Annotated in this window: 7 protein-coding genes and 1 pseudogene (1 of these 8 running past the window's edge); 6 read left to right on the forward strand and 2 right to left on the reverse strand. The window is 64.5% G+C overall.

The features are described from left to right. Positions 1-4091, forward strand: the 3' portion of a protein-coding gene (locus ACM6IP_RS25990; RefSeq protein WP_414862600.1) for a non-ribosomal peptide synthase/polyketide synthase. Its footprint begins 10027 nt before the window's first position; only the last 4091 of its 14118 coding nucleotides appear in the window; its start codon lies beyond the left edge, outside the window; its stop codon occupies positions 4089-4091. A 32-nt stretch (positions 4092-4123) separates the two neighbouring features. Further along, positions 4124-5086 carry an alpha/beta hydrolase fold domain-containing protein gene (locus ACM6IP_RS25995; RefSeq protein WP_414862601.1) on the forward strand — a complete coding sequence of 321 codons (963 nt, stop codon included), beginning with the start codon at positions 4124-4126 and terminating at the stop codon, positions 5084-5086. A 40-nt stretch (positions 5087-5126) separates the two neighbouring features. Here the strand turns inward: ACM6IP_RS25995 and ACM6IP_RS26000 are convergent. After that, a pseudogene (locus tag ACM6IP_RS26000) lies at positions 5127-5705 on the reverse strand (GNAT family N-acetyltransferase); the annotation flags it as partial. Positions 5706-5755: 50 nt separating this feature from the next. Further along, positions 5756-7102, reverse strand: coding sequence for a lysine N(6)-hydroxylase/L-ornithine N(5)-oxygenase family protein (locus ACM6IP_RS26005; protein WP_414862602.1), 1347 nt, complete (start codon positions 7100-7102; stop codon positions 5756-5758). A gap of 207 nt (positions 7103-7309) precedes the next feature. Between ACM6IP_RS26005 and ACM6IP_RS26010 the strand changes: the two genes are divergently transcribed. From ACM6IP_RS26010 to ACM6IP_RS26025, 4 genes are all read left to right on the forward strand, one after another. Beyond that, positions 7310-8272: a FecR family protein gene (locus ACM6IP_RS26010; RefSeq protein WP_401130818.1), complete on the forward strand. Its 963-nt coding sequence runs from the start codon at positions 7310-7312 to the stop codon at positions 8270-8272. A gap of 143 nt (positions 8273-8415) precedes the next feature. Further along, the gene (locus ACM6IP_RS26015) at positions 8416-10077 is read left to right on the forward strand and encodes a cyclic peptide export ABC transporter (protein WP_159995673.1); all 1662 of its coding nucleotides are present in this window, start codon (positions 8416-8418) and stop codon (positions 10075-10077) included. Between the two features lies 1 nt (position 10078). After that, a complete protein-coding gene (gene fhuF / locus ACM6IP_RS26020; protein ID WP_414862603.1) occupies positions 10079-10801 on the forward strand; it encodes a siderophore-iron reductase FhuF in 723 nt (240 codons plus the stop codon). Positions 10802-10817: 16 nt separating this feature from the next. After that, positions 10818-13196, forward strand: coding sequence for a TonB-dependent siderophore receptor (locus ACM6IP_RS26025; protein ID WP_414862604.1), 2379 nt, complete (start codon positions 10818-10820; stop codon positions 13194-13196). Positions 13197-13736: the final 540 nt, after the last annotated feature.

A 13736-nucleotide genomic window follows, 5' to 3' on the forward strand; every position in this document is an offset into this window, starting at 1 on the left:
GGCTGTTGCTGGTGCAACTGGGGCCACGGCGCTATCGCCTGGTCTGGACCTATCACCACCTGCTGCTCGATGGTTGGAGCCTGTCGCTGCTGATCGGCCAGGTCCTGCGTCGCTATCTCGGCCAGCCACTGCCGGAACCGGGCCGCTACCGCGACTACATCGACTGGTTGCAAACCCGCGACCCGCTGGTCAGCGAGCGCTTCTGGCGCGAGCGCCTGCAGCCGCTGGAAGAACCGACCTTCCTCGCCCAGGCACTGACCGGCAAACGCAGCGAACGTGGTCACCAGGCGATCTACAGCCACCTGGACAGCGTGCGCACCGGGCGCCTGAAGGATTTTGCCCGCAGCCAGCGGGTCACCCTCAATACCCTGGTGCAAGCCGCCTGGCTCCTGCTTCTGCAGCGTTATACCGGCCAGCGTTGCGTGGCATTCGGTGCCACAGTCTCGGGCCGGCCTGCGCAATTGCCCGGTTCCCAAGACACCCTGGGGCTGTTCATCAATACCCTGCCGATCGTCCAGGCGCCGCTGCCCGAGCAGCGCTTGGGCGACTGGTTGCAGGAGCTGCAGGCCTACAACCTGGCGGCGCGCGAACACGAGCACACACCCTTGAGCCAGGTTCAGCGCTGGGCCGGGCGCGGTGGCCAGGCGCTGTTCGACAGCATCGTGGTGTTCGAGAATCAGCCGGTCGACCGTCTGCTCAGTGAATGGGACGATGGCGAGCTGCAGTTCGAGACGGTGCGCGGCCATGGCGTGACCAACTTCGCCATGGACCTGATGGTCACCCTCGGCGACGCGCTCGAGATCGAGTACATGTTCCTGCGCGAGCACTTCGACCTGAGCCAGGTGGAGGGCATTCGCGGTCACCTCGAGCAACTGCTCGAGGGCTTCTGCGCCAGTGCCGACACAGCGCTCGGTGAGCTGGGCATGCTCGGCGAAGTCGAGTTGCGCGCCCGGGCCCAGGCCAACCACCTGGCGCAGCGGCGCAGCTTGCCGTCGGTCACCCAGGGCATCACGGAATGGGCGCGGCGCAGCCCGCACTGGGATGCGGTGCTCTGCGGTGAACAACGCCTGACGTTCGCTGAACTGGAGTCGCGCTCCAATCGCCTGGCGCAGTTCCTGCGGGCCCAGGGGGCAGGGCCGGAAACCGTGGTCGGCGTGGCCTTGCCACGCTCGGTGGACTGGCCGGTGGCGCTGCTGGCAGTGCTCAAGTGCGGCGCCGCCTACCTGCCGCTGGACACCGCTCATCCGGCCAAGCGCCTGGCCTTCATCATGGGCGATTCGGGCATGCGCCTGTTGGTCACTCATTCCAGCCTCGCCGGGCAACTGCCGGTACAGCAGGGTGTGATTCCCTTCGCACTGGACCGCCTGGCGCTGGAAGGGCTGGACGATCAAGCGCCGGTAGTGGACCTGCATCCCGACAGCCTGGCCTACCTGATCTACACCTCCGGTTCCACCGGACAGCCGAAGGCGGTGGCGGTGGCCCACGGGCCGCTGGCCATGCACTGCGAAGCGATCGGTGAGCGCTATGGCATGAGCCCGGCGGACCGTGAGCTGCACTTCATGTCATTTGCTTTCGACGGTGCCCATGAGCGCTGGCTGGTGCCGCTGCTGTTCGGCGCCAGCCTGCTGGTGCGTGACGATGAGCTGTGGACCCCGGAACAGACCCTGGCGGCCATGACCGCACACGGCGTCACGGTGGCCGCGTTCCCGCCGGTTTACCTGCAAGCGCTGGCCAGCCAGGCCGAGGCCGCAGGCAAGGCACCACCCGTGCGGGTGTATTGCTTTGGTGGCGATGCGGTGCCTGAGGCCGCGTTCGAACGTGCCCGCGCGGCACTACGCCCGCAAGCGATCATCAATGGCTACGGACCGACCGAGACCGTCATCACGCCGCTGTTGTGGAAGGCCGAAGGGTCGACCACCTGTGGTGCGGCCTATGCGCCGATTGGCCAGCGGGTCGGCGCGCGCACCTTGCATGTACTGGATGCCGACCTCAACCCGGTTCCCGAAGGGGTGGCCGGCGAGTTGTACATCGGCGGCGAAGGCCTGGCGCGTGGTTACCACCAGCGCTCGGGGCTGACGGCCGATCGCTTTGTGGCCGATCCGTTCAGCGTCGGCGGCCGCCTGTATCGCTCTGGCGACCTGGTGCGCCGCCGTGCTGACGGCACCTTCGATTACCTGGGACGGCTCGACCATCAGGTCAAGGTTCGCGGTTTCCGTATCGAGCTGGGTGAGATCGAAGCGCGCTTGCGTGAGCAGCCGGATGTGCACAGCGCAGTGGTGGTCGCCCGCGACAGCCAGACCGGCAAGCAACTGGTCGCCTACGTGGCGGCGGTGGCTGCCGAGGGCCTGGGCGAATCATTGCGCCAGCGCCTGTGCGAGCGGCTGCCGGACTACATGGTGCCGGCTCACGTGGTGGTGCTCGAGGCGTTGCCACTCAACCCTAACGGCAAGGTCGATCGCCTGGCCTTGCCGGCGCCGCAGATCAGCCTGGATAGCCGCTTCGTCGCCCCGCAGACCGCTGAGCAACGAGCCCTGGCGCAGATTTGGCAAGAGGTGTTGGGTGTGGAACGGGTGGGGCTCGCCGATAACTTCTTCGAGCTCGGTGGCGACTCGATCCTCAGCCTGCAGGTGGTGTCGCGGGCTCGCAACCATCCGCAGTTGCAACGGGAGATCCGCCTGCGCGACCTGATGCGCAAGCCGACCATCGCCGAACTGCTGGCGGTCGTCGACGCGCCGACGGCGGGCGCGATCACCGCGGAGCTGGCCTTGCCCGAGGGTGAACTGTTCAACCTGCTGCCGATCCAGCAGTGGTTGTTCGACGTGCCGATGGATCAGCGCCAGCACTTTAACCAGGCGCTGCTGTTGGACGTGCTGCAACCGCTGCAGACCGAGGCCCTCAAGCAGGCGGTGCAACAGCTGCTGGTGCGTCACGAGGCGCTGCGGTTGCGCTTCGTCCAGGGGCCGGGTGGCTGGGCGCAACGTTACGCCAGCCTTGAGGAGGTCGAGCAAGTTCCGGTGCTCTGGCAACAAGACCTCGCCGACAGCCAAGCCATGGCAGCGGCGATCCAACTGGCCCAGCGCAGCCTCGACTTGACCAACGGCCCGCTGCTGCGGGTGCTGCATGCACGGCTGGCAGAGGGCGGCGAGCGCCTGCTGCTGGTGGTTCATCACTTGGCAGTGGACGGGGTGTCCTGGCCAGTCCTGCTCGAGGACCTGCTGGCGACGTACCAGGCCGCATGCGCCGGGTGCGCGCCTGAGTTGGCGTTGCCTGGCAGTCGCTACCGTGACTGGGCGCAGCGCATGCAGGCGCGGGCGCGCAGCCCTGAAGGCGAGGCTGAGCTGGATTACTGGAAGCACCAGTTGGGCGCGGATACGCCGCCGAGCCTGCCGGTCGATAACCCGCGTGGGCGCAATCTGGTGGGCACTTCGGCCGAGGTCCGGTTCACGCTTGATCAGCCGCGTAGCCAATTGCTGCTCAAGGCTGTGCCGGCGGCCCTGCAGGCACAGATCAATGATCTGTTGCTGAGCGCGCTGTCGCGTGCCGTGTGCCGCTGGAGTCAGCACGATTCGGCGTTGATCCAGCTCGAAGGTCACGGCCGCGAGGACCTGTTCGATGAACTCGACCTCAGCCGCACCGTGGGCTGGTTCACCAGCATGTTCCCGGTGCACCTGCACCCGGGCAACGGCGAGGTGGCCGAGTCGGTCCGGGCGGTGCGCGAGCAATTGGCGCAACTGCCGGAGCGCGGCCTGGGCTTTGGTGTCCTGCGTTACCTGGGGCGTACCGAAGTGCGCGAGGCCCTGGCGCAACTGCCGCAGCCGCGCATCACCTTCAACTACCTCGGGCAACTCGACCAGGCGAGCAGCCCACAGTCGTTGTTCGGCGCCGCGCCAGAAAGCCTGGGCGACTTCCACAGCCCGTCGGCGCCGTTGGCCAACTGGCTGGAAATCATTGGCCAGGTGCATGACGGCCGCTTGGGAATGCGCTGCATCTATAGCGCCAAGCGCTACCGCCCGCAAACCGTGCAACGGCTGCTGGACACTTTCCAGGCCGAGCTGCACAGCCTGATCGATCAATGCGCGGGGCTCGAATGAGCCGCGCGACCCCCTTTCAAGGATATTCATCCATGTCATTGCATCCTGAACTGAGCGCTTTCCTCGACCTGGTGGAGGAGGGGCGGCTGGCCGGCCGTCCACCGCTGCATGCCTTGTCGGCGGAATTGGCCCGCGACACCTTCGAGCAGGCTTCCGCTGGGCTGGTTTGGGCTTGGCCCCAGACCCAGCAAGTGGCACGCCGCGAGTTGACGGTTCGTACCCGCGACGGCGCCAGCCTGGCGCTGCGCCTTTATCTGCCCGAGGTCGCTGGCGCGCAGCCGTGGCCGGTGCTGTTGTACTTGCACGGTGGCGGTTATGTGGTGGGCAGCCTGGATTCCCATGAGGGTATCTGCGCAGAGCTTGCCTGGCGCACGCCTTGTGCGGTGCTCGCGGTGGATTATCGGCGGGCCCCGGAGCACCGTTTCCCCACCGCGCTGTTCGATGCCGAGGATGCCTTGTTGTGGCTGGTGGCCGAGGGCGCCGAGCATGGCCTGGACGTGACCCGGCTGGCGGTTGGCGGTGACAGCGCCGGCGCGACTCTGGCCACCGTGCTGGCAATCCAGGCGGCGCAGGCACCGCAGCAATGGCCGCCGATTCGCCTGCAGCTGCTGTGCTATCCCACTACCGATGCTTCGCGCCGTACGGTGTCCAGCGAGCTGTTCGACGAAGGTTACTTGCTGGAGAGCGCGACGCTGGAGTGGTTCTACAGCCACTACCAGCGCACCCCGGCCGATCGCTTGGACTGGCGCTTTTCGCCACTCCTGTGTGAGCACTTGCAGGGCGCGGCCCCGGCGTTCGTCGGGCTGGCCCAGTACGACCCGTTGCACGATGAAGGCCAGGCCTACGCCGAACGCTTGCAACAGGCGGGGGTGACGGTGACCTGCCGCTCCTACGCCGCGACCCACGACCTGCTGCGGATGGGCGCGGTCATGCCGGGTGTGGATCAGGTCTACGCAGAGTTGGCGAGCCATCTGGCCCAGGCATTGGCGAACTGAGGACAAGACGGCCGGGCGCCAAGCGCCCGGCAGGGGAGGGTCAGCCCGCGAGCAGCGGGCCGAAGTCGTCGCGCTCAAGCACCATCAGTGCCGCGCGTTTGTGTGGGAAGTCGAACTCCTTGTGCTTGCGAAAGCCGACCGAGGTCATGTAGCCGATCATCTTGTCGTTGTCGGCCCGAGGCTCGGCCACCACGCGCTGGGTGCGCGATTCGTCGAGCAGCAGCCAACTGACCAGCGAGCGCAGCCAGCAATCGACCTTGGCCGGGCCGCGATGATGCTCCTCGCCCACCAGCATATGGATGCCGCGGTCGAATTCAGCTGCCGGGTAGAACGGCGCGATGCGGTCATGGGCAGCCCAGTAGACCTCGTAATAGGCAAAGGGCTGGTCATTCAGGCAGCCGATGACGCTGAAGATGTGCGGGGTGTCGCTGATCTTCTGCAGGTATTCACGGTGCTCGTCGAGCGTGCCTTGCTCCTGCCAGAAGTGCGCGACGCGCGGGTTGTTCTGCCAGCGGTTGAACAGCGTCAGGTCCTGCTCGATGTCCAACGTGCGCAAGGACATCCACAGCCCCAGTTGCTCGTCGTAGCGACGGTAGAGCTCGCCTTGGGGTTTGCTGGCGATAGCGGCGGTCAGCGCTCCGGTGGTCATGTTCATCCAGGCAGCTCCATTCAGGCGGACGCCGACAGGGCAGTGTCGAGCAATTGCAGGTGCTCGTGCTCGCAAGACTCGGCCATCTCCAGCAACGCCTCGGAGATCTCCCAGGCGCGTGCCGGCAGGACCGACAGCAGGGTATCGCTGAGGCCATGGTTGGCCTCCGAGAAACCCTGGACGAATACGCCGGCCTTGAGGTTCGGCGTGGCGCGCACGCGGTAGCTGCGCTCGACGTCGAAGTCGCCCAGGTAGTCGGCCAGCGGTGCCAGCAGGGTCTTGTGCGAGGTGCGTTCGTAACCGGTAGCGAGGATCACGGCATCGTAGTGCTGGACTTCTTCCTGGCCCGTGGCGACATCGCGCAGGTGCAGGCGCACTCCGTGTTCGCCGGACGTGGCGCTCTGCACCTGTGTCCGGCAGCGGAAGGCATGGCGCTCACGCTTGGAGACTTTCTGGCGATAGAGAATGGCGTAGATCTGTTCGATCAAGTTCAGGTCCACCACCGAATAGTTGGTGTTGTGGAATTCGCTGATCAGCCGCTCGCGCTCGGACTCGGGCTGGTCGAAGAACAGGTGGGTGTTTTCCGGGGCGAAGATCTGGTTGACGAAGGGGCTGTCGTCGGCCGGCTTGAGCACTTCGCTGCGCAGGATCAGGTCAACCTTGACGTTCGGGTAGCTGTCGTTGAGGTCGATGAACGCCTCGGCCGCGCTCTGCCCGCCGCCGACCACGGCAATGCGCATTGGCTCACCACGGGCGCAGCGTTGCTGGGTGATGCGGCTCAGATACCGCGAGTGGTGGAACACCCGGTCGTCGTCGCGCAGGTCCCGGAACACCGCCGGAATGCGTGGCGTGCCACCGGTGCCGACCACTACCGAGCGGGTGCGTCGGCGATGTTCGCGGCCCTGGCTGTCGACCGAGACCACGTCCAGCAGTTCGACGCTGCCATCCATGCCAATCACCGGCTCGACCCGGTCGACGCGGTTGCCGTAGGCACACTGCTCGCGGAAATGCCCGGCGACCCAACGCAGGTAGTCGCTGTATTCCATGCGGCAAGGATAGAACGTGCCCAGGTTGATGAAGTCGATCAGGCGGCCGTGCTGTTGCAGGTAATTGACGAAGCTGTGGCGGCTGGTGGGGTTGCGCAGGGTCACCAGGTCCTTGAGGAAGGAGATCTGCAATTCGCTCTGGCTGACCAGGGTATCGCCGTGCCAGTGATAGTCAGTCTGCCGGTCGAGGAACAGGCTGTTGGCTCGGCGACCCGCCGTTTCGGCCTGTTCCTCGAGGGCGATGGCCAAGGCCAGGTTGGAAGGGCCGAAGCCGACGCCGATGACGTCGAAGGGCTTGTTGCTGGACTGTCGCTGGGACATTCGCGAATCCTCCTTTGAAGTGGTGCCCTGAGCGAGCGGCCATGTGCAGGCCGTGTCAGAGGCGTTCATGAGAGTTGACGAATGAACCGACAGCTTCTTCAGAAGTGGTCGAAGGAGCGCGTAGGCAAATGAACGATTTAGAGTGAAACCAACCAAAAACCAAGTGGATGGAGTAAGCTTGGCGAAATTCTTCCGCTGTCTACCACCATGCCCAACCCCTCTGTTCCCCAGCAATCCCCGAGCGAAATGGCCGCCGACTGGTGCGTGCGTTTGCATTTCGAGGATTGCACCGACGCGGACCGTGCCGAGTTCCTGCGTTGGTACGATGCCGACCCGGAACACGCTGCGGAGTACCTGAAGATGTGCCGGGTGTGGCAGGTCAGCGAGCAGTTGCCACCGCGGGCGCAAGCGCCGCTTGAGGCTCGTTCGCGGCGCCGCCGCGCGCCGTTGCTGGCCCGCGCCGCGGTGCTGGCGTTGGCCGTGGGAGCTGCATGGGCGGGCGGTTGGTCGGGTGGCATGTTGCCGGGCAGTGTGCGCTACTTCATGGCCGAGCAAGCGCGACGCCAGGTTCAGCTCCCCGATAACAGTCAGGTGGAACTCAATCAGCGCACCGGCATGCTGTACCTGGGCTTTCGTGATCGGCGCCAGGTGTTGCTGCGTGACGGCGAGGCCTATTTCGATGTGCAACGCGACGTCGACAAGCCGTTCTTGATCAGTACCGACAACGCCAGCGTGCGGGTCACCGGAACGCACTTCAATATCTGGACCGCACCGGCGCAGACCACCGTCAGCGTGAGCGAAGGCACGGTACTGGTGTCGCGTGGCGAGGACGGCGACGGCCGCAACCAGGGCACCGAACTGACTGCCGGTTTGCAGGCCGTGGTGAGCCAGGGGCGCATGCTCCAGCTCAAGCGCATCGACCCCGCGCGCTCGATGGCCTGGCGCAACGGCAAGCTGATGTTGGACGACATCAGCCTGCGCGACGCCATCGTACAGATCAACCGTTACCTCAAGGTGCCCCTGCAACTGGAAGGCAACGAAGTCGGCGAGCTGCGTTTCGGCGGCATCTACGACACCAGCGACCTGGGCCAGTTGATCAGCGCGCTGCCACGGGTGCTTCCGGTAAAACTGCGTCGTGGCGATGACGTGATCCTGATTTCGTCCCGCTGACCTGCGTCTCGGCAGTTATTTACAGCTAATTTGCTGAACAAACCCCACTCTCATTCGTCGATCAGGCATGCCCCTTAACACGCCCTCATTCCGGCCGTCTGCGGACGGGACGATGACGGGCGTCAAGCCTGGAAGCCGAGACAATGAGTGCACCTGCACGAAGTACCTTGCATGAATTGACGCAGGTTTTGCGTCCCTTCTGGCCGTTGCTGCTGGTTTCGACCGTGCTGGGCATTCTCGGCGGCTTGAGCATCACTGGCCTGCTGGCGACCATCAACCACGCCCTGCACGCCGAAGGCGGCGCCAGTCGCGGGGTGTTGCTGGGTTTCGCCGGGCTGTGCCTGATGGCGCTACTCGGCTCGGTGATCTCGGACATCGGCACCAACTACGTTGGCCAGCATGTGATCGCGCGGCTGCGCAAGACCTTGGGCCTGAAGATCCTCAGCGCGCCGATCGATCAACTGGAACGCTACCGCAGCCACCGGCTGATTCCGGTGCTGACCCACGATGTCGACACCATCAGTGACTTTGCTTTCGCCTTCGCGCCGCTCGCGGTGTCGTTCAGCGTCACCCTTGGCTGCCTGGTGTACCTGGTGCAGTTGTCGCCAGGGATGTTCCTCACCACCACCCTGGCGATTCTGCTGGGCTCGGTTGCCCAGTATTACGCCCGGGCTCGTGGCATCAAGGGCTTCTTCGAGGCCCGTGACCTGGAAGACGATCTGCAAAAGCACTACCGCTCCATCGCCGAGGGCGCCAAGGAACTGCGCATCAACCGTCCGCGCCGCCAGCGCCTGCTCAAGGACAGCATCGAAGGCACTGCCGACAGTATCTGCCGCAAGCAAGTCAACGCGATCAACCAGTTTGTGGTGGCCAAGGGGGTCGGCTCCACGCTGTTCTTCATCGTGATTGGCGTGGCCCTGGGGTTCCAGGCCATGTGGCCGAGTACCAGCACCGCGACCCTGAGCGGCTTCATCCTGGTGCTGCTGTACATGAAAGGGCCGCTGGAGCATCTGCTCGGTACGCTGCCCAATATCAGCCGTGCGCAAGTGGCGTTCCGCCGGGTGGCCGAACTTTCCGAGCAGTTCGCCTCACCCGAGCCGCACTTGCAGGAGGCAAACGACAAACCGCTGCCTGAGCAAATCCACAGCATCGAACTGCGTGACGTGCATTACCGTTATCCGAGCGAAGAGGGCGCCAGCGGTTTTGCCATCGGCCCGGTCAACCTGTCGATCCGCAAGGGCGAGATTGTGTTCATCGTCGGCGAGAACGGTGGTGGCAAGACCACCCTGATCAAGCTGTTGCTGGGCTTGTACGTACCCCAGAGCGGCAGCCTGCTGCTCGACGGCAAACCGGTCGACGCCACCCAGCTCGACGATTACCGCCAACTGTTCACCACCGTGCTGTCGGACTTCTTCCTGTTCGAGGACCTCGTCCAGCAGGGCGCCGATGTGCCGCCAGAGGCGATGGTGTACCTGGAACGCCTGGAGATCGCCCACAAGGTACGCATCGAAGACGGGCGTTTTTCCACCCTCGATCTGTCGACCGGCCAACGCAAGCGCCTGGCGCTGCTGCAAGCGTGGACCGAGCATCGCCCGGTGCTGGTGTTCGACGAGTGGGCAGCGGACCAGGACCCGACCTTCCGCCGCATCTTCTACACCGAGTTGCTGCCAGACCTGCAGCGCCTGGGCAAGACCATCGTGGTGATCTCCCACGACGACCGCTATTTCGATGCCGCCGACAGCCTGTTGCGCATCGACAACGGCCGTCTGGTGCAGCACCACGCCAGCGCTGTCGAGGCCGGCTGAGGTGAACCTGACCCTGGCCCAGCGCTTGCCGCCGGACCTGCAGCCGCTCGCGGCGCGGATGCGTGTGGTGCCCGGCAGTGAGGCGCCCGCGCTGAGCCGCTGGTTGCAACCGGACATGCTGGCGCCGGTGTTGGCGCGTTATGCCCGGCATTGGCCACAGGCCGATCCGCGAGCAGTTGCATCGCAATGGCACCAGCAGCTCTGCGCGCTGATCCTGCCACCGCTGCTGCTGGCGCGCCTGCTGTATGCCGAGCCTGTAAGCCTGGACCCGCAGCAGTTGCGTATCTGCGTGAATGAACAGGGCGAACCTGACGAACTGCATGTCCCGGCGTCAGGGCCGGCGCTACTCCACGAGGGCAATGGCGCACGCCAGCTGGACGCGTTCGATGAGCAACTGCTGCAGCCTTTCGTCAACCGTTTTGCCGCCCATACCGGGCTGTCGCCGCGCCTGCTGTGGGGCAACGTGGCGCTGTGTATCGACTGGGTCATGGAGGTGGCCCAGGGCTGTGTGCCAACCCGCGCGCTAGGGGAAGCGCGGGCGCATTTTTGCAGCAGCCACCAGGGGCAGGGCAGCCAGGCCTTGCGCAGTGCCTTGCGTCGCGACGCCGCTGGAGCGGTCAAGCGCCGGGTCTGCTGTCTGCGTGAGCGCCTGGGGTTCGAGCGGTGTGCGGCCTGCCCCCTGGCCACACGCCAAGCCCCATCCAATATGCCAACAAAACTATAAATCCATAGGGAACATCATGAGCGTTCATCCACTGAATCAACCGGCACAGCGCCTGCGTCGCTGCATCGCCGCCGCTACTCTCGGGCTTGCCATGGCGGTGGCGGTCCCGGCGCTGGCCGAGCCTGTGCAGATCAACATCCCGGCCAAGTCGCTGTCCTCGGCCTTGTACGAGCTGGGCAACCAGGCGAAATTGCAAATCATCTACAATCAGGACACCGTCTCCGGCCTGCGCAGCCGCAGTGTATCCGGGCAGATGGAACCTGAAGAGGCGCTGCGCCAGTTGATCCAGGGGACCGGCATCGCCTATCGGATCGAAGGCAATCATGTGACCTTGCAAGGCAGCTCCGACGATGCGGCGCTGACCCTGCCGGTCAGCAGTGTGGTCGGCCAGGCGTACAGCTCGGTGAGCGCCGATGACGGCTATGTGGCCAAGCGCGCTTCGGCGGGGACCAAGACTGACACGCCGATCATCGAGACGCCGTACTCGGTGTCGGTGGTGACCCGTGAGCAGATCGAAGCTCAGCAACCCAAGACGGTCTCCCAGGCCCTGCGCTACACGCCGGGGATCAACGCCGAACTGGCCGGCCCGCAGTTCGTCACCGACCAGTTGACCATCCGTGGCTTCCAGCAAGGCACCGGGCGCATGCTGCGCGATGGCACCCGCACCTTCCTGCCCGACTTCCTTGGCTGGGACGCCCCCGAACCCTATGGCCTGGAGCGGATCGAAGTCCTGCGCGGTGCCAGCTCGGTGCTCTACGGTGCTTCCGACCCCGGTGGCCAGATCAATCTGGTGAGCAAACGCCCGACCACCGAACCGTTGCGACAAGTGCAGTTGCAGATGGGCAACCACGACTACCAACAGACCGCCTTCGACCTCGGCGATGCGCTGGATGAGGAGGGGGTGTGGAGCTATCGCCTGACCGGCCTGTTCCGCGAAGCCGATGCCCAGGCCGACCACATCACCAACCGTCGCGAGTACCTGGCACCGGCCATCAGCTTTCGTCCCAACGACGATACCGAGCTGACCGTGCTGGGCGAGTACCAGAAGCAGACGGGCAACTTCGCCAACCCATTGCCCGCCCAGGGCACGGTGTTTCGCGACCCGCGTGGCCGCCTGGATCGCGATACCTACGTCGGCGACAGCGCCTACGATTACATGACCAACGAGAAGACGTCGTTGGGCTACGTGTTCGAACACGACCTGAACGAGATCTGGACCCTGCGCCAGAACGTGCGTTACAGCGACTACCGCCAGTCCAGCTCCGAGATTGCCTTGTACGGCCCGGCGGGCGACGTCTACTCGCGCTACAACGACCAGCGCAAGGGCGACGGCCGGCTGTTCACCATGGACAACCAGGTCCAGGCCAACTTTGCCACGGGGCCGGTGGAGCACACCTTGCTCACCGGGGTCGACTACAACAACGGCAAGTTCAACCAGGACCAGTCGCTGGACTTCATCCTGCAGCCGTTCGACGTGTTTAATCCGGTCTATGGTAAACCGCTGACCCTGGTCCCGTTCAGTGCCTCCAGCTATGAGCAGAAACTGTCGCAGACCGGCGTGTACCTGCAGGATCAGTTGAAGATCGACAAGTGGGTGTTCCTGCTCGGTGGTCGCTACGACTGGGCCAGCAACCAGAAGGACGACCGCGCTCCGCAGACCCAGAAGGATGAGAAGTTCAGTGGTCGTGCGGGCCTGGTCTACCTGTTCGACAATGGCTTTGCACCGTACGCCAGCTACAGCGAGTCGTTCTTGCCAGTAATGGGCATGACGCTGGACAACTCGCAGCTCGACCCGGAAATCGGCAAGCAGTACGAAGTCGGCCTGAAGTATGAGCCGCCAGGCAGCAACAGCCTGTACACCGTCGCGGTGTTCGACCTGACCAAGCAGAATGCCACCGAGTACGTCAGCGGCTTCGCACGCCAGGAAGGCGAAGTTCGCTCCCAGGGTGTCGAGTTGGAAGCCAAGACCGAGATTACCCAAGGCTTCAATCTGATCGGCAGCTACACCTGGAACGATGTCGAGGTCACCAAGTCCGACGTCGGCAATAAAGGCAATACACCGTTCCGGGTGCCGGAGCACATGGCGTCGATCTGGGGCGACTATATCGTCCAGGGCGGCACGTTCGAAGGGCTGCGCCTGGGCGGCGGTGCCCGCTACGTGGGCAGCACCTTCGGCGACTCGGCGAACAGCTTCAAGGTCGACAGCTACACCGTGGTCGACGCCTTGGTCGCCTACCAACTGGGCAAGGTCGATGCCTCGCTCGACGGTATGGAAGTCTCGCTCAACGCCTCGAACCTGTTCGATAAAGAATACGTGGCAGGCTGCTACAGCAACGTTGGCTGCCAGTACGGCCAGCAGCGGACCGTGTATGGCACGATGAGCTACAACTGGTAAGTCTCTTGGGACTGGGCCGTGCTTGATTGCACGGCCGTAACTTGTTACTTGAGCCCAAGGCAAAAACGCTAACGTCTCAAAGCCCCCCTTGGACATTCGCCGTGGCGGCCTCTGGGCCTCTGGGGTGTTGGATTAGACCGAGTACATATCCATTTCTTCCGTAACGGCCTCCTATGGTTCCGCTTTTACAGCGGCTCACTTTTGGACAGCGCAAAAGTAAGCAAAACGCTCTTACCCCACCACTCGGTGCCTCGCTTAGGCTCGGCATGCCCGTACTCCGACATTGATTTGGGGTGCCGCCGCAATGGGCCATCCCTGGCCCAGTGCGGCTAAACCGGCGTCCTGCCGGTTTACCCCCCAAATCAATATCGAAGTACGGCCAGCGTGGTTAACGGGGCGCCCAGGATCAAAAGCCAGAGCCAGAGCCAGAGCCAGAGCCAGATCAAAAGATGGCCGACTTCGTCAGCGTCTTAGGAAGTAGAAGCGACACCGCGCATGCCCCAACGATCAGGTCGGCTTTTAGGCCGCCTCGCTTTGTTT

It is taken from the genome of Pseudomonas sp. IT-P176 (genome assembly GCF_949767245.1).
Lineage (GTDB): Bacteria > Pseudomonadota > Gammaproteobacteria > Pseudomonadales > Pseudomonadaceae > Aquipseudomonas.